Source organism: Leptospira yasudae (assembly GCF_003545925.1).
Lineage (GTDB): Bacteria > Spirochaetota > Leptospiria > Leptospirales > Leptospiraceae > Leptospira > Leptospira yasudae.
Map to the genome: position 1 here is coordinate 200,357 of NZ_QHCU01000003.1, position 26,051 is coordinate 226,407.

A 26,051-nucleotide genomic window follows, 5' to 3' on the forward strand; every position below is an offset into this window, starting at 1 on the left:
CTTATTCCCAGGGGCTTTTAAGAAAGATATTTCCGTCCTCATCGACGGAAGGGAAGAATGGAACTCCCGATTCCGCATTTTTTCGTTTTAATTCTTTGATCTTTCGGATTTGAACGTAACAATCGCTGAGAAAGAATGCGTGGCCGCATCCGAGTAAATGATAACCTTCGTGGATCAACGTGCCGTTTGAACCTCCCGCCAGCCAATGCGAAAGGGTTCTTGTCTGACCGAGAATATAACCCCTCGTTCCGGTTTTTGTTTCCACGGCTCCTAAAACCTGAAAGCTGGGAATTCCCAAAAACGCCAAAAAGATTCCGACGAGTTCGAACGCCGTATCGCTGAATTTTCCGCCCGCGACGGCGAGAAGCCGATCGCATCGGCTCGGAAGCGCTGCGGCAAAAACCCGATCCATGATCGCCATTCCGGTCCAGCCGGGACGTTCCCAATCCTGGACTTCGCTTAACAAAACACGGATTTTATAATATTCTAATTCTTGGTTCCAGGCTCCGATCAGTTCGATCAATTCTTCCTTGGAAACCTTCACGTCCTTCCAGACGCAGAGACGAAGCGTTTCCTCCTTTCCGAAGTCGATTTCCTTCCGTACGGCTTCCCGATGAAAACCGATCGTCGTACAGGAAAACTGAACCGTGCAGAAAAGGATGAGAAACGCTTTTTTCAGTCGTAAAATTCCTTATTTAGAATCGGGAACTCTGTGCATCCAAAGAGAAAAGAGCGCTCCGGTTGCAAACATGATCAAACTGTAAATCGCCGAAGGTACGGCCATCGCCGGACTTTTCAGGATCGAACTCGCGATCGCGATTCCGAGGGTTCCGTTTTGAATTCCCACTTCGATCGTGATGGAGGTTCTTTGGGATTGAGTGACTCTCATGATCGTCGCACCGATAAATCCCAACACCATCGTAATCAGGTTCAACGCGAGGGAAGCGGGACCGACTTGGATGAAATACGGAATGATGTTGTTCCGTTCGCGGATGATCGCTCCTGCAATGATCAGCACGAGAAAGACTCCGGAAAGAATCTTGACCGTCTTTTCGAACTTCCGAGACAACTCCGGTTTTTTCGCGTTGAGAATCATCCCGAGTGTTACCGGTAAAACGGTGATCAAAAAAATCTGGAGAATGGTTCTCGGAATATCGAGTTCGATCATCTGACCCGCGCCTAGAAAATGATGCATCGAAAAGTTCAGAAGAAACGGGATGGAAAGAACGGTGATGCAGCTCGTGATTGCGGTTAACGTGATCGAAAGCGCCACGTCTCCTTTAGCCAAGTGCGTGATTAGGTTCGAAGTCGCGCCGCCCGGACAGATCGCGAGAAGCATCAGACCCACGGCGAGTTCTCCCGGAAGACCGGCAACGCTGGCGATGATCCAGCCGGTGATCGGTAAAAGCAGAAGCTGCAACGTAAGACCGGTTATCACGGCCTTGGGAAGGACGAAAATTCTTTTGAAGTCGGCGATCGTAAGAGTCATCCCCATTCCGAGCATGATAATGCCTAACGCGATCGGGAGAAATACGTCTGTCAGCAAATTGGATTCCATAGTGAACGACCTATTTTTTTTGTTTCGAACTCTATATTGAATTTCGAATATCCAGTCCAGAGGAATTTTCGGATTTTATAAATTTTACGTTTCGAATTTCCTTTTTATCGAACGTTTGAACGAAAAATAAGGAAATAAATTTCCGGGTTTCCGTTGTATGATAAAGGGAAAACGATGAGAAACTTAAAAATCATTTATACCGCGCTTGTAATCGGCTTAGTCGTGTTCGGCGGATTTTTCGTGTTTCTTGCAAATTCGAACGGAACTCTTCCGAGCGAAATGAGTGTAATCATTTTGGCGGTTACGGTTTTTCTGTTGCCGGTCGCCTGGTATGTTCCTCTCTTCTTCGCCAAAAAGAAGATGATTCAGGATGATTTGGGACCGAAGGAAAAATTCGTTTCGTATTCTCAGTCTAAAATTCTTTCCGCGATGTTTGCGGAAGCGGGTTATACGATCAACGGGGTGTTTTATTTCGTGACTTCCGATTCGATTCACTGGATCGGAATGGGAATATTCTTCGTTGCGATGCTTCTTTTGTTTCCGAGAGGAAAAGAATTCTCAAGTCTTTATAAATCCTCCGAATTTCCGCCGTAACGGCCGTTCCGTCGGTTCAAAAAAGAGGTGATGAATTTCCGAATTCCGAAAATTCTCGTGTTGCATGGCAGAAAATTCTAACTTGAACGGAAAACAATCGTTCAAAAGAAAGTTTTTAATTTGGTTGATTCCGTTTCTCGTCGTCAATCTGCAAAGATTGATCGGTCTTACTTCCCGCCGAGTCAACATCGGAGACGAAAGTCTCGCTAAAATCCGAAAGGAAAAAAAACCTTACATTCTTTCCATCTGGCATACGAACGTTCTTTATTCTCCGTATCTCAATAAGAACGCAGGTGCGGCCGTTTTGATTTCCGAATCCAAGGACGGAGACTTTATCAACGAAGTCGTACATCGTTTCGGTAATTACAGCATTCGAGGAAGTTCTTCCAAGGGCGGTTCCAAAGCTCTCAAGGCCTTATTCGTTCATCTTAAAAAAAATCTTCCCGCGGCGATCACGCCCGACGGTCCGAGAGGTCCGGCTTTTGTGGTGCAGCCCGGTTTGATCGCTTGCGCTCAGGTTTCCCAAATTCCGATCATTCCGATGCACTACGAATGTACGCGTCAGTGGATCGCGGAAAAAGCTTGGGACAAACATAGAATTCCGAAACCGTTTACGACGTTCGTCGTTTCCTACGGCGAACCGATTCTCATTCCGAAAAAACTCGACGAAAAAGGTTTCGAGGAAGCGCGTATAGGCGTGGAAAAAGCGATGATGGAAAACCGTCAACGGGCGATCGACAAAGCGGAAGAATTAAGAAATCAATAATATTCTAATTTTCTTTCGCGTGTTCCTTTAGGATCCGCTTGACTTCGAGGAACGTGGGCAAGTGGTTCTGGACGGAATGTTCGGATTCGATCAGCATTTCCGATTCCGGATGATCCAGATGAGAACTTTCATACGGAACCACGGAGTCGCTGATCCAATCCAGATCCGCGAGTTTGGAATTTCCGATGATGGAATGAAATTTCACCTGGGGTTTAAAATTTCCGGTCACTTTCATAAACAGACTTTTCGGAGCGAGTCCGTCTACTCCGTAAACGCCTGCGACCAATTCTCCCTTTTTGTGGGTCGCGTTTAAGAACGCAAACCCGTATTCGATTTTCTTTAAGACTTCCTTCGGCAACCGAAAGACGAACCGAGCGATGGTTCCGAAAATTCCTTCCGCGAGATTGGAGCCTCGGTGCGGAGTCGCGATGAACACGGCTCTTTTGACGAAAGGAACCGGTTTGAACTCCAGAACCTTTTTGATTTCCTTGCGGGATTCTTCGTTCAAGGAATCGAAAACGCTGCGCGGGATTTCGGCCGCCGCCATCCATTCTTCCACGCTGCTTTCGGTGACTGCGAGTTTGGCAACGAGTCCGCCCATGCTGTGACCGATCAGAACGGCTCGATCGAAATTCTTATTTTCGTTTTTAGGATCGTATGTCTTCCGTAAATCATATAATGTTTCTCTAAAGTCTGCGGCGGAAAAGACCATGGGCATCGCGGTCGGATACCAATAAACGCAGAATTGATACTTCTCCTTGATGGCGGGATCGGACAGAAGTTCGTTGATCATCGGAAACCAAATGAACGGAGAAGAAGCGAGTCCGTGCAGAAATACGACCGGAATTTTTTTCTTGTGATAGGGATAAACGAGATACAAACCTTTTCGGGTGATCGCCGTTTCTCCGTCAAAAACCGAAAGCAGATCGTCTCGTTGTTGCGCGATCGTCAGCATGTAGGCGAGCGGAGTCGTCGTATCGCTTTCCAAAGGAAGATCCATCCCGTCCAACTGAATGCGGTCTCGAAACACTGGATCGTAGACGTGAATCTTCGCTTTAAGGTTCATTAAATCACGATTTCCTAAATAAGATTCTTCTAAACTAATGAACGCGGTTGCGGGATACGCTTGTCCGACTCCGGCGATGAATTCGTATTTGGTTCGCTCCGTCTGTGATCCGTCTTGCGGAAATTTTCGATTGAGAATCAGAGGAGTTCCGATTCCGTATTTGCTGATGTGATTGGAAAAACCTTTGACGCGATAGTCGTAGGCGACTTCTACCTGCAGAAAATTCTGCGGACTCCAAGCGGATTCGGTTTCCGCACCGATCATCTCCAGGGTTCCCCGAATCAAAGGAAGGTTTAAGTCGGTGATGCTTGCGAGTTTGCGGTTCTTCTTCGCATAACGCACCAACTGTGCGAGCGACCGGTTGTACGTAAGAAGCGCGAATCGAAACTCCGCCGAAAACGGATCGGGAGCGGGACTCGCTTTCTTATCGAATAAATACGTATATGCGTAAACCAAAGCCGACGCATACATCTTCGCGAACTGAGGATCCTCCATATCCATTTCGTTTCCGGTGAGATAACAGAGTTCGGAAAGGAAGTAGGAGAGTTCTCTCGACTTGTGTGCGAGAAGAAGATTGTCCAAATCGTAGATGACGACTAACGGATCGCGTTCGAACTTTTCGAAGAGATCGTTGCTCTTTAAATACCGAGTCGTAAGGAGACTGAGTTTGTTCGAGGAAACGCTGCTGCTGTTGACGAGTTTTTCCTGTTCGAACTGGGAATAAACGGAAGTAGAATACGTGGCACAACGCAATAAAGAAAGCGATAGAAGCGTCGTCCAAAAAACGAATTTCATCAAGCGGAACCTTGATCTCACCAATACCAGAATCCGAAGCGCTGACAAGCTAAAAAGAAAATCGGAACGTTTTTACCATAGACAAAGTTTCTTCCCGCAACGATTCTTGCTTCCGTGAAATTCTTTCCAAGCGTTTTGATCGTCTTTTCTTTTTTGATTTCTTCTTGTTCCGTCTCGAAGGGAACCGGGTTCGGTCCGGGGTTATGGCAGAAAGAACCTGGAAGTCATTCCGTCGTCGCGGGAACTCCGATTCCGATCGTGTTCGTTCCCGGGTATAAGGGTTCGGAACTCTTTCAAAAAAACGAGGACGGTTCTTGGGACCGTTTGTGGCTCAGTCCTTGGCAGGCTCTCAATCTTACCGTTCCCGATCTGACTCTCAAAAAGAACGATCGAATCGAAGCGGGAGGAATTTTGACCTCGGTGACTTTGATTCCTTCCTTGATCGAAGCGAAAGTCTACGAGCCGTGGTTACGGTTTATCTCCTCGTTAGGAACGGTAAAGTTGTATGTGTTCCCGTACGATTGGCGCAAGGATAACGGGGAGAATTCCCTAAAGTTAGAAACGTTTTTGGAAACCGTTCAAAGGGAGAATGGCGTATTACCCGTGTTAGTCGGTCATAGCAACGGCGGAAATCTTTCCCTTTCCGTGATCCATCGAAGACCGGATCTCGTTTCGAAGGCGGTTTTTGCGGGAGTCCCGTTTCGAGGAGGGATCGGATTTATGGAAGACTTGATCTCGGGAGTTCCCACCGGATTGAATCCCGAGATCACGAGCGCTTGTGTCGTTTCGAGTTTCATTTCGGTTTATACGTTTTTTCCGAGAGAAGGAAGTTTCGACCTCAAGGACGCCATCCAGGACGCGGATCGCAAAACGATTCCATTCCGTTTTTTTAATGCTTCCGATTGGGAAAAATACGAATTGGGCCCGTATTCTCACGAAGCGCATTGCGAACCTCCTCCATCGTTGAAGGAGTTTCAATCCAGATTGGATTTGGCTCTTGCGTTTCGGAATTCTCTCGAAATCCGAAAAGGAAACAAACTTCCTCCCGCTCTTGTGATTCATGCTAAGAATCGAATGACGATGCGCACCCTTTTACCCGAAAAGATTCCGGATCATTGGATGTGGGATTTTAAGAATTCGATCCGCGCGCCGGGAGACGGAAGGGTTACGTTCGAGAGTTCGATTCCTCCCGATGAGGTCGCTTATCAAAGTTTTATCACGGAAGCGGAACATTCGGATCTTCTAAACGACCCTAAGGTTTGGGAAAGAATCGCTGCGTTCTTGAAGGAATGAACTATATTTTCCATTCGAAAATAAATTCTCCTTGAGGAACTTGGCGGCGTTTTTATATTTCCGTTTCGCGGGATAAGCGTGCAAAGCCCGTTCTTTGGAAACTCTTTCGTTTTACGTGCATAGGAAAAAGGAAAATGAAAATCACGGCACACAAACTCGTCGACGAACCCGAATTTAAAAAGCTTGTTTCAACGCGTTGGATCGTAAGCTTCGGTCTGCTTGCGCTCCTATTCGCATCGTATTACGGATATATTCTTATCGTTGCGTTTTACCCCGAATTGTTGACCCGTAAAGTGGGAACGTTTTCCAACGTGGGAATTCTCGGGAGCGCTCTCGTCATTTTATTCTCCTGGTTCTTGACCTTGATCTACGTCTTTTGGGCGAATCGATCCTATGATCGCAGCGTTAATTCCTTAAAAAAGAAACTCGAGGATTGAAAATGGAATCGCAATTAGGACAACCGAACTTTTTATCCATTCTATTCTTCTTTTTGTTCGTCGCGTTCACGTTAGGCGTAACATACTGGGCCGCGAAAAAAACCAAAACCTCGAGCGAATTTTACGCTGCGGGAAGAAGCATCACCGGTTTTCAAAACGGATTGGCCTTATCCGGAGATTTTATGTCCGCGGCTTCCTTTCTCGGAATTTCGGGCATGGTTGCATTAAAAGGTTATGACGGAATGTTATACGCGGTGGGTTGGCTCGTAGGCTGGCCCGCGTTGTTGTTTCTCGTCGCGGAACCTCTGCGTAACTTGGGAAAGTTCACGTTTGCGGACGTGGTCGCGTATCGACTCAAACAAAAACCGATCCGCATCGCCGCCGCGATCGGAGGAATTCTCGTTACGTTGACGTATTCGATCGCGCAGATCGTGGGTTCCGGCAAACTCATCAATCTGATGTTCGGTCTTCCGTATGAAATCGCGGTGATCACCGTCGGAGTCGTTATGCTTCTTTACGTTTTGTTCGGAGGGATGATTGCGACGACTTGGGTTCAGATCATCAAGGCTTGTCTGCTTTTGTTCGGCGTAACCTTGCTTACGGTCTTATCCTTGTCGCATTTCGGATTCAGTTTGGAAAATTTATACGGAGCGGTGGATCAGAAATTCGGCAAAAGTTCCTTGGAGCCCGGCGGATTGGTCGCCAATCCGATCGACGCGATTTCTTTGGGACTTGCGTTGATGCTCGGTTTATTAGGACTTCCTCATATTCTAATGCGCTTTTATACCGTACCCGACGCGAAGGAAGCCCGTAAGTCCGTGGCCTACGCGACTACGTTTATCGGTTATTTTTATCTGATCATTCCGATCGTAGGATTTTCCGCGGCCGTGCTGATCGGAAGGGAACCGATCGCAAACATCGATAAGGGTGGAAACATGGCCGCCGCGTTGTTGGCCGAACTTTTAGGCGGAACTCTGTTGATGGGATTTATCGCGGCGGTTGCGTTTGCTACGATTCTTGCGGTGGTCGCAGGATTGACCTTGGCGGCGGCTTCAACGATTTCCCACGATATCTATGTGAACGTCGTAAAGGGAGGAAAGGCGACGGAAGGAGAGGAAGTCGGTTTAGCAAAAAAGGCCACGATCGCATTCGGAATTTTGAGTATTCTTTTCGGAATCCTGTTCAAGGATCAGAACGTCGCGTTTTTAGTCGGACTTGCGTTTGCGGTGGCCGCCAGCGGAAACTTCCCGGCGCTCTTCTTGTCCATCGTTTGGAAAAATTTCAGCACGGTCGGCGGAGTGGTCTCGATCTTAACCGGTTCCGTTTCCGCAGTTCTTTTAATCATACTCAGTCCGACGATTTGGGTGGACGTGTTCGGTTTTGAAAAAGCGATCTTCCCGTTGAAAAATCCTGCCGTCGTATCGATGACTCTTTCGTTTTTCAGCGCGTATGTGTTCTCCAAATTCTTCCCGGAGGAAACGGCACAGAAATTGTACGAATCGGAGAAAATAAGAACGTATCTTGGAATCGGAGCGGAGTAGGGATTGGCTCGGTTTTCAATCGCAATCATTGCACCTAAACTTTGTTAGGTGAATTTAATTCTGATACGGTTTTGACTTTGAGATCAATGGGCGTGGAAAAATCGGTGGAGCGAAAGTGCATGAATAAGATTTCAAGAATATTCTTGTTCGGAATGCTCTATACGGTATTTGTTGCATTCGCTTTATCTTCCTGTTTTATTGCGGTTCCGACAAAACTTCCCGCCGGTTCTCCCTTTCAAGAACTTGTTCTGTACGAAAATTTTGATCTCCAAATCCGTTATCGCTGGTATGATGGGACGATTACTTCAAAGTGTCTGCCGATCGATTGTGAAACGGGACATACGATGATCGGAAGCTGCATGATAGAATTCACTTCCGCATCTCCCGATTCGGAATGTAAACCGGGAGCGAGATTACCCTTGGAAGTTTTCGATCTAAATTCGTCGAAAGAACTTCCGGAAGGTTACGATGGGCTCTCCATTCGTTACTTCAACGGAAGTGAGGACGCATATCTTCACTTTATCTTTCCCACAAAGAAGCGCGCTCGCGGCCATTACGTCATCGTCAAAGAAAAAGGATAACGGCGTACGAGTTGTCTTTCAAAGAGAAGATGTTTTTCGTGTCGGAATCGCCCCGCAGTTTACGAAAGAAGGATCGTTCAACGACGGAAAATTCTCAAGCGAAGTTCTTTTGCACGCTGCCGCCGGACCCGTTGCGTCTTTCGGGATTGATCGGAAGGTCTATAAAGAAACGAGTATATTCGTTTTCTATACTTTCGTAATAGAGTTCTCCGCCGTGATCCTTGATGATTCCGATGCTGACGGAAAGACCCAATCCGGTTCCTTGATCGACCTTTTTGGTCGTAAAAAACGGGCTGAAGATCTTCATCGCTTCTTCGGGAGGAATTCCGACGCCGTGGTCCTCTATGCTCAATTGAATCCAGGATCTTCCTTCTTTGTCGAACGGGTTCGCACGAATTAGAATCACCTTATTCGAATCGAATTTCGGATATTTCAGATTGAGCGCGTCTCTCGCATTGTTCAAAAGATTTAATACGACTTGCTGGATCTGTTGAGGGACGCATTGTATTTCCGAGATGGAAGAATGCATATCGAGTTCGATACGAATCATATCTTTTTTAAACAATTGCTCGCAAAGAGTCACTGTCTTTTGAATGATTTCCTGAAAATTCACTTGGGAAAAAACGTTCTTTTCCTGCCTTGCCAATCGTAAAAGATCCTTCGTGATCTTTGAGATCCGCTCGCCTTCGTCCAAAATATTGCTCGCGTATTTGAGAATCGAATCGTCCTTGCTTTGCGCGAGAATCAGCTGCGCGTAGTTGATCATGATCGTCAACGGATTGCTGATCTCGTGCGCGACACCGGTCGCGAGAAGGCTGATGACTTCGAGTTTTTGCGCTTGGATCAGCTGAGACTTGAGAGTTTCGTTTTCCTTTTCGGCTTTTTCGAGAAGTTGTCTTTCTTCGGATTCCTTGAGCGCACGTTCGACGGCGAGCATCAGTTTGGTGATCTTGTTTTTGGAAATATAATCCGTCGCTCCCTGTTTGAGCGCTTCGATCGCCGCGTCTTCTCCCAGCCAACCTGAAACGAAAAGGAAGGGAACGTTCGGATGATATTTTTTAACCGCATATAAGGCTTCCATTCCGTCGAAGGAAGGTAAGGAAAAATCGGATAGAATCAGATCCGGTTCGCTGGTCTTTAATTCCTGAATCAATTCTTCCTTGGTTTGAATTTGTTTATAGGAAAAATCCAGACCGCTCGAGCTGATCTGCCGGATCATCAGGGCCAGATCGTTCGGATTGTCCTCGATGCAGATGATATAAACTTTTTTTTGAATCATTAGGATACGCTTTTGTTCATTAGAATCCAATAAAATCCGATTTCGCTTGCGACGTCGCTGAATTTGCCGAACTCCAAAGGTTTGACCACGTAGCTGTTCACACCGAGTCTGTAACTTTCCACGATGTCTTTTTCTTCCGCAGAAGACGTGAGGATGACCACTGGAATCATTTTGGTGCGTTCTTCGCTTCTTACTTTACGCAAAACCTCTATGCCGTCCACCTTCGGCATCTTTAAATCCAAAAGAATGAGGGAAGGGAGTTGATTTTTATCCCGATTTTCGTAACGTCCCGTCGCGTAAAGATATTCCAACGCCTCTTCTCCGTCGCGGACCAGTTTTACCTGATTGGTTAGATTATGTTTTTTTAAACTTCTTAGAGTGAGTTCGGAATCCTGCGGATTGTCTTCGGCGTAAAGAATCGAAATCAGATTGTCCTGAAGATTATTCATGATTTTCATGAACTCCTAACGTAAAATAAAAACAGGCGCCTTCGTTCAATTTGCCTTCTCCCCAAACCCTTCCTTCGTGTTTTTCGACCGCCCTTTTGACGATCGCCAAACCTACGCCGGTACCTTCGAACTGATCCGAATGATGCAATCTTTGAAACATATTGAAAAGCTTGTGTCCGTATTTCATATCGAATCCGGCCCCGTTGTCCTTGACGAAGAAAACCGTTTCGCCGCCGTTTTGATAGGAACCGATTTCGATTTTCGGTTGTTCCTTCTTTTTGGAATACTTGAAGGAATTGGAAACGAGATTGAAAAGAAGCTGTTTCAGGAGACCGGAATCCGCCCTTGCCTGTGGAAGATCGCCCACCACGGTATTCATCCTGATATCGGGATAATAATTCGACACTTCTTCGAGAACCTTTTTTGCCATCATCTTCATATTCACAACGGAAAACGTGATCTCTTTTCTTCCTAGTCTGGAATATTCCAGAAGATCGTCGATGAGTTGACCCATATTCTCCGAATTTTGGGAGATGATGTTTAGAATTCTTCTGCCTTCATTGTCGAGTTCGTTTCCATGATCTTCCATTAGAATTTTAGAAAATCCTGATATTCCTCGGATTGGAGCCCGAAGGTCGTGGGAAACGGAATACGAAAACGCCTCGAGGTCCTTGTTCGAACGTTCGAGTTGTTTGGAATATTTTTTTAGATCCTCGTTGGATCGTTCCGCAACGCTCTCCGCGGTTTTGCGGCGCTTGCTTTCCTTATAGATCAGCAGATTCTGAACTACGATAAAGGAAAGATTCAAGGCGATTCCTAAGAACACCAACGTGGTCGAGATCGCGAGATTTCGTTCGGAGTCCTTTTGACGGATCGCCAACAGACGGAATTCCTCCGCTTTCATTTCGTACAAAAGGTTTCTAATCTTTTCGGTAAGAGGAATTCCTTGCGGAGAACGGAACGGAATGCTGTAACTCGCTAGGCTGCGCATTTCCCTTTGGATTACTTGTTCCTCCAAATAAGCGAGTTTTTGATCGACTAACGAACGTATAACGGCGATCTGTTTTTGTTGTACGGGATTGTCCGCGGTAAAGTTTCGAACTTGTTCGAGATTTTCATAGATTGTGGTTTTATTTTTGTAAAAGTTTTCAAAAAGGGATCGGTCCTTAAAAAGAATATAACCGCGGATCGCGGAGTGAAGTTCGCTGAAAGAGGAAAGGGTTTCCTCCAGATGAATGATGACTTCTTGCGTATGCGTTTCCCACTTCTTCAGGTTTTCGGATTGTCTGAGTCCGTAAAAAGTCGCACCGGCGATGACCGTGTTTAAAAATACGACGACGATCAATCCAAGGACGACGTTCTTTTCAATCGTATTCTTCAAAGCGAACCTCAATCGAAGAAATTATTGTATTTACCGGCGAATTTGCCGCAAGAAATTTATTTCTTGTCTTGTCTTTGCGAGATGGTATTTTAGAATTTTCTGAAGTAATCGACGAAAAAAATCCGGGAAACGAACCTTTTTTATGTCCCGGCCGGTTTCTCGAACGACCGTTAACGTTTTTCGAAACAAAGGGCCATCATATCCCCTTGATCGAAAAATTTCACGCCCGGGTCCGCAATCCACTTTAAGGTCTTATAAAATACGGACGCGTCTTTTTTTGCGGTCAATCCGCTTCCGTACGTGACGTGTTTTTTCTTTTGAAAACCGATCGATTCGCAGAGTCGAACGATTCCCGGAAGAGAATAATAGTAGAGATGTTCCGGAACGTTTAAGTATCTCCAGGAAGGTCCTTGAAGTTTGGCGAGAAGTCCCCATCGACACGTGGAAAGTATGATTCTTCCTCCCGGTTTCAAATGTGTATGAATCTTTTCTAATGTTTCTTTCGGTTTGTGGAGATGTTCGATCGACGCCCAAAGGGTGATTAAGTCGAATCGTTCCGCGTTAGACGGCTTCCATTCTAAAAAATCCATCCGCTCCACTTTGAGTTTCAGCTTCTCGCGTGCGAATTTTACCGGAGCTTCGGCGATGTCCATCCCGTGCGAATCCCATCCTCTTTGCTGCATGTAATCCACGAAATAACCGGCCGCGCAGCCGACGTCGAGAGAACGTTTCGGTTCGGACAAGGATTCTTCCCAGGACTCGAAGTCCAAGTCCTTCAGATTGAGTCCGAATACGCGCGAGATCTCGCTTCGGATTCCGTCCGAAAAATAGTTATCATATCCTCGGTCGCTTCGTTTTAAAAAATATTCTTCCGAATAGTAGGACGCGACTTCTTCGGGAGAAGGCTGAGGGCTTACTTGAACGAGAGCGCAACGTTTGCACTGTACGATGTGAAAGAGTTCGTTCTTATGATTGGATTTGGAGAATAACGGTTTGAACTCGAAAGAGCCGCAGGTATTGCAGGGGATGCGTTCCATTCTATATATCGTATCGGGAAGAAGCGCGATTCCTTTGATAGAAATTCTGCTTTACGAGGATCTTCGTCTTGAAACTGATGAAAGGACATGAAACAGTCCGTATTTCTTTCCGTCGTATCCGTTTTATTTCTTTTTTCATCCGTTCTTTCCGCCGATCCACAGGCGAACACGACGATCAAAATCAAAGCCGTGGGAGACATGGTTCCCGGTACGAATTTTCCAGAGCCGTTGAATATCCAAGATCCGAGATCGTTCTTATTCGGCAAAGTGGAGAATTATCTGAAAGGCGCGGACATTCTTTTCGGAAATTTCGAAAGCACGTTGACCAACTATCCGAACACGTCCAAGGACACTTCGAGAAGAATGATCTTCGCCTTCAGAACGCCTCCTTCCTACGCGAAGGTTTTGAAGGACGTGGGTTTTGATATTTTAAGCATTGCTAATAATCATTCCTTGGATTTTCACCAGCAGGGTTTCGACGACACTCAGAAAAATCTTTCCGACGCGGGAATCCGTTATACGGGTAAGAAGGGAATGATCACGTATATGAACGTGAAAAACGTCTCCATCGCGTGGATCGGATTCTCCCATTTGAAGTCGCATAACAACGTAAACGAAATCGAAGAGGGAGTGGAACTCGTCAAAGAAGCGAAGAAAAAAGCGCAGCTCGTGTTCATCTCCTTTCACGGAGGCGCGGAGGGCGGTCCGGCTCTTCACGTTAAAAATCAGATGGAACGTTTTTACGGAGAATACAGAGGAAACTTAGTCGAGTTCAGTCATTCTCTCATCGACGCGGGCGCGGATCTCGTGATCGGTCACGGTCCTCACTTAGTGCGCGCGATGGAGTTGTATAAAGGAAGACTGATCGCGTATTCTCTCGGAAACTTTATGGGATACCGCGCTTTGTCGTCCAGAGGAATCGTTGGTTATTCTCTCGTGTTGGAAGCGGAAGTGGACGCTCAAGGCAAGTTCGTAAAAGGAAAGATCATTCCGTTGCAGTTGGACTCCGCTTCGATTCCGGAATACGATCCCGAAAAGAAAACCATCGATCTGATGAAAAAGCTCACCAAGGAAGATTTCCCCGGCAAGGGGCCGAAGATTTCCGAAGACGGAACGATTCTTCCGGGGGCTTGAAGCTTTTTCGAATGCCGATCGGGCCGTTTTTTGATCGGCAATGCCTTTTCAAAAAGTCCCGTTTTTTCTTTCGAAGTTTATCCGAAAACGCAAACTTTTGCGTTCTCGGATTCTTCGTTTAGAATTCTCTTGCTCGCGGAGTATAGCCCGGAAATCTTGGAACGGAAGCTTGTTCATCCTCCAAGAGGAAGGGAATCCGGTTTAAATCCGGAGCTGAACCCGCAGCTGTAATCGCCTTTAGAGATTTTGCAATAAAACCACTGCGTTATGACGCGGGAAGGATGCGAAATCGGCGAAAGCCAGAAGACCTAACAAGCCGAACAAACTGATGGGACTTTCGGGAGTTAAGGTCGGGTTTGAAAAATAGGCTTTCGTTTACTCGAAACCCCGCTCGGATTTTCCGGTTTTTCTTTCCCTTCATTCCCGGGCGAAAAATGGGACAGAATAATTACATTCGAATTTTAGAATATTCTATAATCCTGTTTTTATTTTTCGGCGTTTCGAACGTTTATTCTCAACAGAATTCGAATTCTCCCTCCGCGCCAAAAACGGATTCCGTTCAAAAAGCCGAAACCGTTCAAGTGGTCGGAAAGATTCCCGATTCCGGTTCCCAAAATTTCAGGTCCAACCCGAGCGGATTTCAATCCGCGATCAAACTAGACGAAACCTCGGCGCGTTATACTTCTTTGCCCGAGGTTTTGGAACGCGAGGCCGGTCTGCGCGTTCGTTCGTTCGGGGGGTTGGGTTCGTATTCCACTCTTTCGATCCGAGGAACCAATCCGAACCAATCCCGGATTTATTTGGACGGAATTCCGATCAATAATTCCCAAGGCGGAGAAGTCAATCTCGCGGATTTGCCCTTTGACAGTTTGGAAAGCGTGGAGGTCTATCGCTCGGGAAACCCGATCGGATTTTCGGGTTCGGCGATCGGAGGTTCGGTCAACCTCGTTACGAGAAAGGATACGGGCAAACCGCGCACTCGAATCAACATCGGGGGAGGTTCGTTTAACACGGGAAAGGCGAGCGTATCTCACACGGGAACTTACAACGGTGTCGGAGCGAGTTTTTTGGCGCTCGGCGAAAAATCGGATCAGAACTTCTCCTTTAAAAACGATCACGGTACGGTCGTTTTAAACACGTTAGACGATACCGTTGACAGAAGAAGGAACGCTTCGTTCGAACGGGCCGCTCTTTTCGGAACCCTCAAATACCGGATCGGCAAAACGGAACTGAAATTATTAAACGACTTCAATCATAGAATTCACGGTTTACCCGGACCAGGCTCGAATCAGACCAATCAGGTCCATCGGAAATACGATCGATATACGGGTTCGTTCGCGACGGATACGAAAGGATTGCTGATCGATTCGTTTCGATTGGAAACGAGAAGCTTTTATACCGCGGCCAAGGACGATTTGTTCGATCCCGCTTCCGAGTTTTCCAAAGGAGTGCCGAACTCAAGAGCGGAGATCCGTCAGATGGGCGTTCAAGTGATGCCGACCCTGTATCTTACCGATTATTATCAGATCATACGCGGTTTCGCTTCTTTGGAAAAGGAAACCTTCGACCGGGAACGTCTGACTCCTTCCAACATCGTCGGCCGCGTCGAACCGTTGAAGGAAAGAACGTATTCTTCCTTTCGATTGGAGGACGAGATCCGACTTTTTGAAGCGAAGGTTTTGTTGATTCCCTCCGTGACTTGGGATCAATACAAAGACCGCTTTCCATCGGAAGAACCTTGGTATCGAAGGGAGAATCCTCTCGCAAGCGATCAAAAAAAGACGGGATTCACGAATCCTAAATTCGGTTTTGTTTGGAAGTTGTTCGAACGGGAGAATTGGGACGTTCAGTTTCAGGCGAACGTTTCCAAACAATATAGAATTCCTTCCTTTTTGGAAATGTTCGGCGAACAAGGAACCGTCATCGCAAATCCGAATCTGAAACCGGAACAAAGCGGAAACGGAGACGCCGGTTTCGTATTCAAAACCGATCATTCTTTCTTAAAAACGAAATCGAGCGTTTCGTATTTTTCCAAAGACATCAAGGATATGATCCTGTTTCTTCCCAATTCTCAGTTTACCCTTCGTCCCGAAAACGTGGACTCCGCGAGAATTCGAGGCGTCGAATTCTCCCATCGAGAGGATTGGAAATACGGTTTTAAGTTCCTGTTCAATTATACGTATCAGGATGCGGTCAACGCTTCTTCGTCCCCGTATCTGCACGGAAAGATTCTTCCTTTGAGACCGAGACACGAATTTTCCAGCACGTTCTCTTGGAAGGGTAAGAAATTGGAAACGGGGATCGAATTGTTGTATATAGGAGCGGTGTTTCGGGATAGAACGAACGAATACGTGAACTACATTCCCGCGAGACAAATCTGGAATTATTTTTTCACATGGGTTTTATTTTCGGAGCCCGGAGAACCCGTAAAGGATTCTCTCGGAAACGTAAAGGAATCGGCTCCCGCAAAGGAATTCCTTCTCACCTTCGAGGTGAAGAATTTTACGGACAAAAGAATCTCGGATCTGATCGGTTATCCTCTTCCGGGGAGAAGCTGGTATGCGACTCTGAGTATGAGGTTTTGAGATGAATTCAAAACTTAAGATTTTAATTGTATTCTTTTTTTTGAATGTGTTTTGCAGGGATATTGAAAGGCCTTCTTTTTTGAGTCTTCTTTTGACGCTGAATTCTCCCGGCAATATCGGAGTCGTTACGACCGATTTCGGAGGGGGTGGGCGTTTTAAGGTCGTAAATCCCTCTTTGTTGTACTCATATCCCGGTTTGACTCCGATTCATTCGGACGCCGTGGCTCGTTTTGGAATCGGAAGAGTTTTCGTTTTAAACCGACTCAACCGGGACAGCATTCAGGTTTTGGAACCTAACTACGGTTTTGCGACGATCGCGGAGCTTTCCCTCGGTTTGAAAGTCAATCCGGTCGACATGGAATTTGCGAGCGCTTCCAAAGCATACGTGAGCCTTTACGGTTCCAATCGTCTTTTGATCGTCGACCCGACGTATTTGACCGTCACGGGTTCGATCGATCTCGGAGGTTACGCGGAAACGTTTTCCACAGGAGGCGCTCCCGACGGGATTCCCGAAATGAACGGAATGAAAATCGTGGGCGATTCTCTCTTTGTCTGCATTCAAAGATTGGATCGCAACGATCCTTCCGGTTATTTTCCGCCGAACACGACTTCTCTTTTGGTCGAGATCAGCATCGCGACGGATTCGGTCCTGGGCGTTTATACGTTTCCCAGTTCCAATCCCGCCAATAAACCGCAGCTCGTAGATCTTTTCGGAGAACCTCATCTTGTGATCGCGACTCCGGGGAGAATGGGTTTCTTGAGTCAGATCGACGGCGGCGTGAGCGCGTTTCGTTTGTCGACGCGGAGTTTCGTTTCCCGTTTGCTTTATTCCGAAGCCGTCGCGGGCGGCGACATCCTTACCGTTCAGGTGAAATCGGATTCGATCGGATACGCTTCCGTGCTGGATTCGGGTTTTACGAAAACGCTTCAGGTATTTAATCCGGCCACGGGGGAAAAACTTGCCACGCTTCTCACCATTCCGTCGAGCTACGATGCGAGTCTTTCGAGCATTCTTCTCGCATCCGATAAGATTTTATACGTGGGGAATACCCAGTTTCAGAAACCGGGCGTGACGATGTTCGACACGGAACGAGGAAACGCACTCTTGACCCCGAATCCGATCTCGGTCGATCTGCAGCCGTACGATATTATCGAATTGAAATAATTCTCTTGAATTTTTTCCGAAAACGGGATTTAATCCTCTCACAAAAAAGCGACGGTGTGTTATGCAGGAAATCTTTCAGGCAATCGCGAGCGGACTCAAGGCGAAGGTTATCGGTCTTTTAAAAAGAGATCCGAGTCTGTTCCAAAGTGTAACGGAAGAAGGAATCACTCCTGTATTATTTTCACTCTATTATGGAAAATTAGATATTTCTAAAGAGATTTACGAGATTCATCCGGAGCGGAATCTGTTCGAAGCCGCGGCGCTCGGCGATTTGGAGGAAGTCAAAAAGATCGTTTCGAGTTCTGCAGATTCGATCAATTCGTTTTCCAAGGACGGTTGGTCCGCGCTTCATCTCGCGGCTTACTTCGGTCATCTGGAAGTTGCAAAATTTCTAATTTCCTCCGGCGCCGATCTGGGCCTCACCTCTAAAAGTAAATTGTCCTTCGGAAACACGGCGCTTCATTCCGCGGTCGCAACCGGAAAAAAAGCGATCGTCGAACTTCTTCTGGAAAAAGGAGCCGATGCGAACGCGCTTCAAAATCCGGGCAGCATCACTCCGTTACACGTAGCAGCGAGCCGTCCGGGGAGCCTCGAAATCATTCAGCTTCTTTTAAAAAAAGGTGCGGACAAATCCAAACGAAGTTCGGAAGATCAAACTCCGCAAGCGATCGCTTTAGAAAGAGGAAACTCCGCGGAAGCGAAGCTTTTGGAAGTCTGATAAATCTGCGATCCGATCGCCATTAAAAAAATTAAAGAATGAAAAACAAAAACGCTGCCGTTTTCAAAATGATCGTTTGTATCGGCGTAGTATCGCTCGCATTTCTATTTTTATCCGATTGCAAGATCGATCTAAAACAATTACCGCAGCCTCGCGATTTCAGCGCGATCAACTTAGCCAAATCAAAAGAGACTTCTTATATCGGAAAATTCGACGTAATATCGGCCGAAAGTTATAATCTAAGCGGTGCGTGGAAGTATACCTTCAAGACCATCTTAAAACAGAATCGCGTTTTTTACGAAGTCTTGGATTTGAACGAAGCGATCTCTTTTAAGAACGGCTCCTACGTGCTGGATGTAGAGGTTACACCCAAATACTCCGACGATTACAATTACTGGTGGACTTGGCCGAGCATTTATCCGTTCGTAGGTCTTTGGCCTGCGCAGGTTCGAACCGGTGAATACGAGGTAAGAATCGACTACACTCTTTTGAAAGCGGATCAGGTTGTCAAAACCGGTTCCATCCTTGAGAAAGATTCTTTGACACTTTACGTTTATGGAATGTATCGGACCACCGACTTCGAGGAAATGATCGAAACGGCAAATCTAAAAGCGATCAGCAGATGTGTAAAAGAAATTTCCTCAAATCTGTAATCTTCTCCCTTTTGTTCTCGACGTTTTGCGTTTCGGTTCCGGAAAATCCCACGAACGATTCGGACGAATGTGCAGCCTATTTTCTGCACGCGAGAAGACAGATGAAGGCGGTGCAGTTTGAAAACAGGAAGACGAACGCGATTGTATCGTTTGCTTCGTTAACGATCGTTTTCGGATTCGGATATCCGGGGTTTATTCCTTTGCTTTCGCTTCCGTATTTCCAAAGGAAAAACTCCGATGAAATCCAAAAAATCAACGAGGAATTGGAGAGAGAACATTGTTCCAAGACCGGAAAATAGGATTGGTAAAGGATCCTAAATTCAAAAAAGGAGAAGATTGGAATTCGAAAGACTGATACTATGAATCGGCATTTAAGAAATAAATTTTTCGGGGGAACCGTATTTTGGAAACAATCAGCTTTTCAACTTTGATTCACGCAGACGTAAAAACCGTATGGAACAAAATGCTCGAGGATAAAACCTATCGGATTTGGACGGAAGCGTTTCACGCGGGTTCGTATTATGAAGGAAGTTGGGACAAGGGAAGTATCATTCGTTTTTTGGGACCGGATGAAAACGGCGGCTTAGGTGGTATGTACAGCCGGATCAAAGAAAACATCGCGCATCAGTTTATTTCGATCGAACATTTAGGAATGATCAGCAACGGAGTCGTCGATACGGAAAGCGAAGAGGTGAAGAAGTGGACGCCCGCTTTCGAAAATTATACGTTCAAAGAACAAGGTCCCGGTAAGACGGAATTGATCGTCGAGATGCAGGTCGCCGAAGAATACAAGCCGATGTTCGAAGATATGTGGCCCAAGGCGTTAAAAGCTCTGAAGGATTTGTGCGAAGCTCGATAGCAGATCGATCGTTTGGAACGAATTCTTTTGGAGAATCGCGGTTCCCTTGACGGACAAACTGGCGATCCTTCCTTCTTGGTGAATTGAGGTTTTCGTTCGTAAGAAGCTTCCTTATTCTTGGATGGTTGCGGAAGAGGAAATGTTCCGGAATGCGGTTGAGAATTTGGATCGAGTCAATCCAAACGTAAGGATCGTAGAGGTGGGTTCCGGTATCGTCGCAGTCAGCATGTTCGATTCGTATAACGCGGCGCGAATTCTATTGCCTAAATTTCGCGAACGACTCGTTCAACGTTTAGGAAACGATTTCGAATTCGCTTTACCGAAACGTGATTTTCTAATTTGCTGGAGTCGTCTTTTGTCCGAAGAAGTGAAAGATCGTTTGGTGAAACGAATGGATTCGGACTACAGGTCCGCTTCTTATCCCATTTCCCCTGAAATTTTTATCGGTGCAATCGACGGGATCAAAGCCCGGTAAGAGTGTGGGATCGGTATGAGTTCAAGGACTCGCCGTTACGCAGTCTCACATCCTGTTCGACTTGGCTCCACGGCGTCTCGCTTTGGCCTCGGAACGAAAAACTCAGCAGGTTTCTCTCTACGGATCGAAACCTATCTATTCCTCGGAAGCATTTCTTCGCTTCTTATGGAAGCTTGAAATGCTTTACCAAAGCTCGCTTCGAGTCCCGGTAGTGTATATGATTTAAAGATATGATTGCAGTTTGGTTTCTTTGCTTCCTATGGCTTTCTCAACTTCGTTGAGAGCTTTCGGTAACGCTCTGCTACCTCAAGCTACACTGCTCCCTACGGGTCGCAATGTACCTACCGGGACTCGAACCCGGACCCCAGGCTCCGGAGGCCTGTACTCTATCCGTTGAGCTATAGGTACGCTTACAAGTGAGTCTTTTGGAGAGGGTCGAACTGTCAAATGCAAATCGACCGCAGGAACAATCGAAAGGAAAGTCCTTGAAAAAGGAATCGGACCAGAAATCCTAATCCTAAAAGATAGAGGTAGAGATGAAGGTTGATATTCTGAACCGATGGGAAGGATTCTCCCTGCGAAAGGTAGTTTACGTTTTTATATTAGTTCTCGTATGCGGGTCGGTTTCTCCGGCGTTTGGAGTGAGCGAAGAGGAAGAAGAGCGTCTTCTCGAAAAAGCCCTTTTGGAGAGCGCGGTTACGCCCGGTCAAAAACAAGCGATCGCGAATTATCTGAGAGCAACTGCGACCGCAAAACGAGCCAGAGCGAGCGAACTCAGAGAGTTGGCAAAACTTTCCCGCGGCGAAAAATTTCTCCAGGCACGCGTGCGTAAGGAAAAACTTTTCAAAATGGCGGATTCATTGGATCGCCAAGCGGAACGCCACGAAGCCGCCCTCAAAGAATTTCAGATCGAAAGTCATTGATTCAAAAAAATTAATTTAACGTTCGATTCGTTTTAAAAGAATCGAAAGACATTCCTGCGCGATCTCGTCCGGCCCCCGTTCACCGTCGATGCGGATCGCTTCCTTAGGAAGAATTCTCTCGTAAGCCGCGTGAACTTTTTTCAGCTGTGCAAGGGTTTCAAAACGTTCCTTGTCCTCTTTTCTTCGGCTCAATCTTTCCAGCGCGGTCGCCGGATTCAAATCCAGATAAAAGAGAAGGTCCGGCGCTCGAAAGTTTCGGTTTAAATTTTGGGTAAGAATGGCTTCGGGAGATAAGTCGTCACCGCTTTGATAGGCGGCGGTGGAATACATATAACGATCCAGCAGAACGTTTTTCCCGGATTGCAGAGAAGGAAGGATGTTTTGTTGCAACGATTCTTCCCTGTCGTTCAAGAACGCTTCGATCTGTTCTTCTCTTCCGAGTTCGATTTCACCGCGCAGAAATTTTCGAAGAACCTTTCCCGTTTCCAGGTTTGTCGGTTCGGTGAAACCTACGGAAGGAATTCCTCTTTCTACGAGTTTTTCGGTCAATGATTTGCAAAGTGTGGATTTTCCGCTTCCGTCGATTCCTTCAAAAACTACGAACACAGGTTTTTCGATCTTCATTCTAAGGTTTCCCGTTCAATTCTTGACAAAGAAGAATTTCTAAGAAATCATTCTTCTACTACATGGATTCTTTTCGAAAGGGAGAATCCAACGAAAAAAAATCCTCTATGAAACATATATTTTCAATTCTGAAACTTCTTTCCATCGTCGTCGTTCTCGGCGTGATGTTGGACTTCTGTTCCTCTTCCGCGGCGACGCAGGTTCAAACACAAACGCAATCCTCGAACGGTTCGGAAGACCCCGAACGGGAATTGGAACGCGAGTTCGACGATCTTCCGGCCGACGGTAAAACTTCCAAACATACCAAAAGCGGAATCCGAGTGCATCATATTTTCGAGGAAGTGTATCCGACTTCTTCCCCGAGTGTCGTTTCGATCTTCACCGAAAAGACGGTCAAGTCCTCCGCGATTCACCACAAGGGAGGACATCTTTCCGAAAAGATTTTAGTGATGCTCGGCAGCGGAATCATCTATAACAAACAAGGTTATATTCTTACCAACGCGCACGTTATCAAGTCGCACGATCATCTCATGGTTCGGGTAAAATCGGGCAAGTCGTACGAAGCGATCGTCATCGGTCAGGATAAACGAATCGATTTAGCGATTTTGCAAGTAACTCCGGACGAAGACATCGTTCCCGTCGAGAAGCTGGATTACTACACGCATCAAAAAGGGGAAGCCGCGATCCAAAAATACATCAACGCGAAGATTCAGATCCGCAAAAACCGGGAAGCCGCGAAAAATAAGAATCGTACTTCCGCTTAGTAATTTCTCTCGGGCGATTGCTCGCTGAAAATTGGAAACTCTTTCCGGGGATTTTCGGTCTAAGTGATAAAGACGGGAGAATTCTTCCTCTCGTCCCAATCCAATTTCAAATCCGAATGTGTACCGAAGGTCTTGCTTCCAAATCCAACTTGACAGTCAACGAAGCGAGCCGATTCTTTCAGGTACCGAGCGGAAATTCATTTTCAGAGGGATAGAATTCAATGAAAAATATGGAAAAACTGAAGTATGTTGCGGTCGTAAGCATTTCACTTCTACTCGGGGCATTCTTATCTCCTGTTATGTTTTGCGGAACGGGCCAAAGTAGTCCGTTGTTTCTCAACGCAAAAGGCGACAAGGAACCGAGTCCTGCTACGCGTCAGGCGATCACGATTCAGCAAGCGTTCGAAGAAGTGTATCAAACCGCTTCTCCCAGCGTAGTCTCCATCGCCACCGAGAGAACACAAAACGTTCCCGTTCATCCGGGACCGTTCGGAGATCCTTTCTTTGATCAATTCTTCGGAAGAGGTCAAGGCGGAGGAGGAAGAGTGATGAAACAAAAACAAACCGGTCTCGGTTCCGGAATCATCCTCAACACACAGGGTTATATTCTCACCAACGAACACGTGGTTCGTTCCATGGATAAACTCACCGTTCGTTTAAAAACGGGAAAGACGTATAACGCGGAACTCGTGGGTTCCGATGCGGTGATCGACCTTGCACTTTTAAAAATCAAACCGGACGGAGAACTCGTTCCGATCGAACTCGGCGATTCTTCCGCAGTGAAAGTAGGGGACTGGGCGATCGCGATCGGCGCTCCTCTCGGTTACGAACAATCTTTAACGGCCGGAATCGTGAGCGCCGTGGGTAGAACGGGAATCGACAACAGCGGCGTTCATTATCTGCAAACGGACGCTTCCATCAACCAAGGAAATTCCGGCGGACCTCTTCTCGACATCAACGGTCGAGTCATCGGAATCAATCGTATGATCGCTTCGCAAAGCGGAGGTTCGGTGGGAATCGGTTTCGCGATTCCGATTAACGAAGCGAAGGCGATCATGGAGGAATTGAAAACCACCGGCAAGGTCAAACGTCCCGCGCAGGCTTGGCTCGGAGTCGGAGTGGATTATCTTCACGAAGAAGACGCGAAGCAGTTGAAAATTTCCGGCGGAGCGGTCGTGGTACAGATCATGAACGATTCTCCAGCGGATCGTGCCGGGATTCAGTTGATGGATATCATCACCGAAATTTCCGGAGTGAAGATCAATTCTCCCGAAGAAGTGGTCAACACGGTGAAGAAGAGCAAGGTGGGAGATCGGATCAACATCACGATCATTCGTCAAGGAAACGTTTCGAGACTTTCGATCCAGCTCAAGGAAAGACCGAACTGATTGTCAAAATCCCATACGCTCAATCCGGAAGAAGAATTTGAAGAAGAGTCGGGTTTACGCCCTTCTCTTCTTTCCGAATTTATAGGCCAGAAAGAAGTCCTCGAAAATCTAAGCGTTTACGTTCAAGCGGCAAAGAACCGCAGACGCGCACTCGATCACGTATTGATTTCCGGTCCTCCCGGTCTCGGAAAGACGACTCTTGCGGGAATCGTTTCCAACGAACTCGGAACCAGACTTACCGTAACGTCCGCGCCCGTCATTACCAAAGGGGCGGACTTGGCCCGTCTTCTTACGAGCATGGGTGAAAATGAAATCCTATTCATAGACGAGATTCATACTCTTCATAAAAAACTCGAAGAGATTCTCTATCCGGCAATGGAGAATTACATGATCGATCTCGTGATCGGCGAAGGCGTGACCGCGCAAACCGTTCAGATTCCTTTGAAACCGTTTACTCTCATAGGCGCTACCACCCGCAGCGGTCTGATCAGCGAACCTCTCAAAAGCCGCTTCGGAATTCAACTTCGTCTCGATTATTACGGAGACGAAGAAATGAGGGAGATCGTTCTGCGTTCTTCTAAAATTCTCGGAGTGAAGATCGAAGACGATGCCGCGCTGGAAATCGGAAAACGTTCCCGAAAAACTCCGCGGATCGCAAACCATCTTTTAAAAAGAATCCGCGACTTCAGCGAAGTGGAAGGCAATCCTTCCGTGAAAAAGGAGCTTTGTCTCAAAGCCTTTGAAAAGATGGGGATTGACGACCTGGGACTGGATGCTATGGATAGACAGATCCTCGGTTGTATGATCGATCGTTATAAGGGCGGCCCTGTCGGCTTAAAGGCGATCGCGGTCGTCGTGGGCGAGGAAGAGAAGACCATTGAAGATACGTATGAATCCTTTATGGTTCGGATCGGTCTCATCAACAGAACACCCGCCGGTCGCGTTGCGACCGAAAAGGCGTATCGGCAACTGAAGCGTTTGGAAGAATTTTCCGGAAACCATGGACAAGACCCGACTTTATTCTGAATATTCCGGAATCCCCGAGGACGACAAGAGGATGATCTACGCATCTTTTCTCGTTCTTGCGCTCGCGTCCTTTTTTACCGCACATCTACTTACACGCAACATGCTCTGGAAAATTCTCGGCAGCGAGCCCATGGTCAAAATGGAAAGCAACGAGGAAAAGGAAAAGATCTACGAGGTTCTTCTGGAACAGGACTTTGTGGATAAGAATATCAAGGACGAATACAAGGCCCTTTCCAACGTAGACGCCGCGGGCGCCGGCGGGATTACGAAGAAGGAAGGATTTCATTCCGCAAGTCCGTTCCGCGAATTCATCATGGGCAGTATGGCTCGCAGGCCTTCCGAGGCTCAAAAACAGGAAGCTAAAGAGAAGAACGACGAGAAGGCCTTTGAAGTAGGGATCTACAAAATCGATCCGGTCCAAACGACGACCACCGAGGAAACGAAACAAAGTTCGCAAACCTACGGAAGAATGACGAAGATTCCGTTCAACTATCGTTTCGAGCAGGACTTTTTATTTCGATGGGACGGAAACCAAGCCTTATCGATTCCGAGAAAGAAACTCGCCGGTTACGAATACTTCAAACGGATGTTGAAGCAGATCGAAGGAAGTTTCGCTCCTCCGGGCGGAGGAAATTTCGCGTATCGCGATATGGCCGGAACCGTGGTGCGCGAAGGAATTCTTCCGGGACAAGTCAAAGTCCTTTTTATGTTAAGCGACGGCGGTCAGGTTTTGGACGTGAAACTCGTTTCCAGTCAAGGACAGGACGTAGTCAGTCAGGCGTGTATGGATTCCATCCGAGGTCAGAATTTCGGAAAGGTTCCGGATGAAGTGAAAGCCCAGGGCATGATCTTCGGGATCAATTTTATCTTTCCGATGATGCGGCGTTAGTCGCAAAATATTGATTATTTTTGAATATTCTATAATTCTTATGTAATTCTTGTTTGGGACTTGCAAAAGGA

The 26,051-nt window shown here is 46.8% G+C and carries 26 protein-coding genes, 1 tRNA gene and 1 riboswitch; of the genes, 18 read left to right on the forward strand and 9 right to left on the reverse strand.

Going from position 1 to position 26,051, the window contains the following annotated elements; genetic code table 11:
- Position 1: 1 nt before the first annotated feature.
- Both DLM76_RS09665 and DLM76_RS09670 read right to left on the reverse strand, forming a co-directional pair.
- A complete protein-coding gene (locus tag DLM76_RS09665) occupies positions 2-544 on the reverse strand; it encodes a hypothetical protein (RefSeq protein WP_241548216.1) in 543 nt (180 codons plus the stop codon).
- 147 nt (positions 545-691) lie between these two features.
- On the reverse strand, positions 692-1,558 hold the full coding sequence (locus DLM76_RS09670; RefSeq protein WP_118955530.1) for a bile acid:sodium symporter family protein: 867 nt from the start codon (positions 1,556-1,558) through the stop codon (positions 692-694).
- Between the two features lie 174 nt (positions 1,559-1,732).
- Between DLM76_RS09670 and DLM76_RS09675 the strand changes: the two genes are divergently transcribed.
- Positions 1,733-2,152, forward strand: a complete 420-nt coding sequence (locus DLM76_RS09675; RefSeq protein WP_118965077.1) for a hypothetical protein — start codon at positions 1,733-1,735, stop codon at positions 2,150-2,152.
- A gap of 64 nt (positions 2,153-2,216) precedes the next feature.
- Positions 2,217-2,918 carry a lysophospholipid acyltransferase family protein gene (locus tag DLM76_RS09680; protein WP_118955529.1) on the forward strand — a complete coding sequence of 234 codons (702 nt, stop codon included), beginning with the start codon at positions 2,217-2,219 and terminating at the stop codon, positions 2,916-2,918.
- A gap of 4 nt (positions 2,919-2,922) precedes the next feature.
- Here the strand turns inward: DLM76_RS09680 and DLM76_RS09685 are convergent, their stop codons facing one another.
- The gene (locus DLM76_RS09685; protein WP_118965078.1) at positions 2,923-4,779 is read right to left on the reverse strand and encodes an esterase/lipase family protein; all 1,857 of its coding nucleotides are present in this window, start codon (positions 4,777-4,779) and stop codon (positions 2,923-2,925) included.
- A gap of 114 nt (positions 4,780-4,893) precedes the next feature.
- Between DLM76_RS09685 and DLM76_RS09690 the strand changes: the two genes are divergently transcribed.
- The 4 genes from DLM76_RS09690 to DLM76_RS09705 all read left to right on the forward strand — a co-directional run bounded on the left by DLM76_RS09690 (position 4,894) and on the right by DLM76_RS09705 (position 8,631).
- A complete protein-coding gene (locus DLM76_RS09690; protein ID WP_158586380.1) occupies positions 4,894-6,072 on the forward strand; it encodes a lipase/acyltransferase domain-containing protein in 1,179 nt (392 codons plus the stop codon).
- A gap of 134 nt (positions 6,073-6,206) precedes the next feature.
- Complete coding sequence (locus tag DLM76_RS09695; protein WP_118955526.1) at positions 6,207-6,509, forward strand: DUF485 domain-containing protein; 303 nt, start codon at positions 6,207-6,209, stop codon at positions 6,507-6,509.
- Between the two features lie 2 nt (positions 6,510-6,511).
- A complete protein-coding gene (locus DLM76_RS09700) occupies positions 6,512-8,050 on the forward strand; it encodes a sodium:solute symporter family transporter (protein WP_118965080.1) in 1,539 nt (512 codons plus the stop codon).
- Between the two features lie 119 nt (positions 8,051-8,169).
- Complete coding sequence (locus DLM76_RS09705; RefSeq protein ID WP_118965081.1) at positions 8,170-8,631, forward strand: hypothetical protein; 462 nt, start codon at positions 8,170-8,172, stop codon at positions 8,629-8,631.
- A gap of 94 nt (positions 8,632-8,725) precedes the next feature.
- Here DLM76_RS09705 and DLM76_RS09710 read toward each other — a convergent pair whose 3' ends face one another.
- The 4 genes from DLM76_RS09710 to DLM76_RS09725 all read right to left on the reverse strand — a co-directional run bounded on the left by DLM76_RS09710 (position 8,726) and on the right by DLM76_RS09725 (position 12,777).
- Positions 8,726-9,910 carry a hybrid sensor histidine kinase/response regulator gene (locus DLM76_RS09710; protein ID WP_118965082.1) on the reverse strand — a complete coding sequence of 395 codons (1,185 nt, stop codon included), beginning with the start codon at positions 9,908-9,910 and terminating at the stop codon, positions 8,726-8,728.
- A complete protein-coding gene (locus DLM76_RS09715) occupies positions 9,910-10,359 on the reverse strand; it encodes a response regulator (RefSeq protein WP_118955658.1) in 450 nt (149 codons plus the stop codon). Before DLM76_RS09715 ends, DLM76_RS09710 begins: the two co-directional genes overlap by 1 nt.
- Positions 10,352-11,740, reverse strand: coding sequence for a sensor histidine kinase (locus DLM76_RS09720; protein ID WP_118965083.1), 1,389 nt, complete (start codon positions 11,738-11,740; stop codon positions 10,352-10,354). Before DLM76_RS09720 ends, DLM76_RS09715 begins: the two co-directional genes overlap by 8 nt.
- Before the next feature lie 170 nt (positions 11,741-11,910).
- Positions 11,911-12,777 carry a class I SAM-dependent methyltransferase gene (locus DLM76_RS09725; protein WP_118965084.1) on the reverse strand — a complete coding sequence of 289 codons (867 nt, stop codon included), beginning with the start codon at positions 12,775-12,777 and terminating at the stop codon, positions 11,911-11,913.
- 87 nt (positions 12,778-12,864) lie between these two features.
- On the opposite strand from DLM76_RS09725, the gene DLM76_RS09730 reads away from it, so the two are divergent.
- From DLM76_RS09730 to DLM76_RS09765, 7 genes are all read left to right on the forward strand, one after another.
- A complete protein-coding gene (locus tag DLM76_RS09730; protein WP_118965085.1) occupies positions 12,865-13,911 on the forward strand; it encodes a CapA family protein in 1,047 nt (348 codons plus the stop codon).
- A 153-nt stretch (positions 13,912-14,064) separates the two neighbouring features.
- A riboswitch (cobalamin riboswitch) is annotated at positions 14,065-14,241 on the forward strand.
- Between the two features lie 104 nt (positions 14,242-14,345).
- Entirely contained in the window at positions 14,346-16,496 is a 2,151-nt protein-coding gene (locus tag DLM76_RS09735) for a TonB-dependent receptor plug domain-containing protein (RefSeq protein WP_118965271.1), read from the forward strand.
- Between the two features lies 1 nt (position 16,497).
- Positions 16,498-17,661, forward strand: a complete 1,164-nt coding sequence (locus DLM76_RS09740) for a YncE family protein (RefSeq protein WP_118965086.1) — start codon at positions 16,498-16,500, stop codon at positions 17,659-17,661.
- Positions 17,662-17,722: 61 nt separating this feature from the next.
- Positions 17,723-18,379, forward strand: coding sequence for an ankyrin repeat domain-containing protein (locus DLM76_RS09745; protein WP_118965087.1), 657 nt, complete (start codon positions 17,723-17,725; stop codon positions 18,377-18,379).
- A gap of 38 nt (positions 18,380-18,417) precedes the next feature.
- A complete protein-coding gene (locus tag DLM76_RS09750; protein ID WP_118955518.1) occupies positions 18,418-19,032 on the forward strand; it encodes an LBF_2127 family putative lipoprotein in 615 nt (204 codons plus the stop codon).
- Positions 19,033-19,435: 403 nt separating this feature from the next.
- Positions 19,436-19,891 carry a hypothetical protein gene (locus DLM76_RS09760; RefSeq protein ID WP_118955516.1) on the forward strand — a complete coding sequence of 152 codons (456 nt, stop codon included), beginning with the start codon at positions 19,436-19,438 and terminating at the stop codon, positions 19,889-19,891.
- Positions 19,892-20,030: 139 nt separating this feature from the next.
- Positions 20,031-20,366 (forward strand): DUF1444 domain-containing protein, encoded by a 336-nt coding sequence (locus DLM76_RS09765; RefSeq protein ID WP_147455790.1) that lies wholly within the window; start codon positions 20,031-20,033, stop codon positions 20,364-20,366.
- A gap of 336 nt (positions 20,367-20,702) precedes the next feature.
- Here the strand turns inward: DLM76_RS09765 and DLM76_RS09770 are convergent.
- A tRNA-Arg gene (locus DLM76_RS09770) sits at positions 20,703-20,774 on the reverse strand.
- Positions 20,775-20,902: 128 nt separating this feature from the next.
- Between DLM76_RS09770 and DLM76_RS09775 the strand changes: the two genes are divergently transcribed.
- Entirely contained in the window at positions 20,903-21,289 is a 387-nt protein-coding gene (locus DLM76_RS09775) for an LIC10421/LIC12816 family protein (RefSeq protein WP_118965089.1), read from the forward strand.
- A gap of 15 nt (positions 21,290-21,304) precedes the next feature.
- Here the strand turns inward: DLM76_RS09775 and tmk are convergent, their stop codons facing one another.
- Complete coding sequence (tmk, locus tag DLM76_RS09780) at positions 21,305-21,913, reverse strand: dTMP kinase (RefSeq protein ID WP_118965090.1); 609 nt, start codon at positions 21,911-21,913, stop codon at positions 21,305-21,307.
- A 107-nt stretch (positions 21,914-22,020) separates the two neighbouring features.
- Here tmk and DLM76_RS09785 point away from each other — a divergent pair, with 107 nt between their 5' ends.
- The 4 genes from DLM76_RS09785 to DLM76_RS09805 all read left to right on the forward strand — a co-directional run bounded on the left by DLM76_RS09785 (position 22,021) and on the right by DLM76_RS09805 (position 25,980).
- Entirely contained in the window at positions 22,021-22,677 is a 657-nt protein-coding gene (locus DLM76_RS09785; RefSeq protein ID WP_425528953.1) for a trypsin-like peptidase domain-containing protein, read from the forward strand.
- 221 nt (positions 22,678-22,898) lie between these two features.
- Positions 22,899-24,065 (forward strand): S1C family serine protease, encoded by a 1,167-nt coding sequence (locus DLM76_RS09795; RefSeq protein ID WP_118955510.1) that lies wholly within the window; start codon positions 22,899-22,901, stop codon positions 24,063-24,065.
- A complete protein-coding gene (ruvB, locus tag DLM76_RS09800) occupies positions 24,066-25,091 on the forward strand; it encodes a Holliday junction branch migration DNA helicase RuvB (RefSeq protein WP_118955509.1) in 1,026 nt (341 codons plus the stop codon). It begins immediately after the preceding gene.
- The gene (locus DLM76_RS09805; protein WP_118965092.1) at positions 25,066-25,980 is read left to right on the forward strand and encodes an energy transducer TonB; all 915 of its coding nucleotides are present in this window, start codon (positions 25,066-25,068) and stop codon (positions 25,978-25,980) included. The genes ruvB and DLM76_RS09805 overlap by 26 nt, the downstream gene beginning before the upstream one ends.
- Positions 25,981-26,051 lie beyond the last annotated feature (71 nt).

Coding starts and splice junctions, on each gene's coding strand:
- DLM76_RS09710 (WP_118965082.1), bottom strand. CDS start 9,910: ATGATTCAAAAAAAAGTTTATATCATCTGCATCGAGGACAATCCGAAC.
- DLM76_RS09795 (WP_118955510.1), top strand. CDS start 22,899: ATGAAAAATATGGAAAAACTGAAGTATGTTGCGGTCGTAAGCATTTCA.
- DLM76_RS09745 (WP_118965087.1), top strand. CDS start 17,723: ATGCAGGAAATCTTTCAGGCAATCGCGAGCGGACTCAAGGCGAAGGTT.
- DLM76_RS09725 (WP_118965084.1), bottom strand. CDS start 12,777: ATGGAACGCATCCCCTGCAATACCTGCGGCTCTTTCGAGTTCAAACCG.
- DLM76_RS09785 (WP_425528953.1), top strand. CDS start 22,021: ATGAAACATATATTTTCAATTCTGAAACTTCTTTCCATCGTCGTCGTT.
- DLM76_RS09680 (WP_118955529.1), top strand. CDS start 2,217: ATGGCAGAAAATTCTAACTTGAACGGAAAACAATCGTTCAAAAGAAAG.
- DLM76_RS09805 (WP_118965092.1), top strand. CDS start 25,066: ATGGACAAGACCCGACTTTATTCTGAATATTCCGGAATCCCCGAGGAC.
- DLM76_RS09750 (WP_118955518.1), top strand. CDS start 18,418: ATGAAAAACAAAAACGCTGCCGTTTTCAAAATGATCGTTTGTATCGGC.
- DLM76_RS09730 (WP_118965085.1), top strand. CDS start 12,865: ATGAAACAGTCCGTATTTCTTTCCGTCGTATCCGTTTTATTTCTTTTT.
- DLM76_RS09675 (WP_118965077.1), top strand. CDS start 1,733: ATGAGAAACTTAAAAATCATTTATACCGCGCTTGTAATCGGCTTAGTC.
- tmk (WP_118965090.1), bottom strand. CDS start 21,913: ATGAAGATCGAAAAACCTGTGTTCGTAGTTTTTGAAGGAATCGACGGA.
- DLM76_RS09715 (WP_118955658.1), bottom strand. CDS start 10,359: ATGAATAATCTTCAGGACAATCTGATTTCGATTCTTTACGCCGAAGAC.
- DLM76_RS09700 (WP_118965080.1), top strand. CDS start 6,512: ATGGAATCGCAATTAGGACAACCGAACTTTTTATCCATTCTATTCTTC.
- DLM76_RS09775 (WP_118965089.1), top strand. CDS start 20,903: ATGAAGGTTGATATTCTGAACCGATGGGAAGGATTCTCCCTGCGAAAG.
- DLM76_RS09695 (WP_118955526.1), top strand. CDS start 6,207: ATGAAAATCACGGCACACAAACTCGTCGACGAACCCGAATTTAAAAAG.
- DLM76_RS09765 (WP_147455790.1), top strand. CDS start 20,031: ATGTTCCGGAATGCGGTTGAGAATTTGGATCGAGTCAATCCAAACGTA.
- DLM76_RS09705 (WP_118965081.1), top strand. CDS start 8,170: ATGAATAAGATTTCAAGAATATTCTTGTTCGGAATGCTCTATACGGTA.
- DLM76_RS09670 (WP_118955530.1), bottom strand. CDS start 1,558: ATGGAATCCAATTTGCTGACAGACGTATTTCTCCCGATCGCGTTAGGC.
- DLM76_RS09685 (WP_118965078.1), bottom strand. CDS start 4,779: ATGAAATTCGTTTTTTGGACGACGCTTCTATCGCTTTCTTTATTGCGT.
- DLM76_RS09735 (WP_118965271.1), top strand. CDS start 14,346: ATGGGACAGAATAATTACATTCGAATTTTAGAATATTCTATAATCCTG.
- DLM76_RS09740 (WP_118965086.1), top strand. CDS start 16,498: ATGAATTCAAAACTTAAGATTTTAATTGTATTCTTTTTTTTGAATGTG.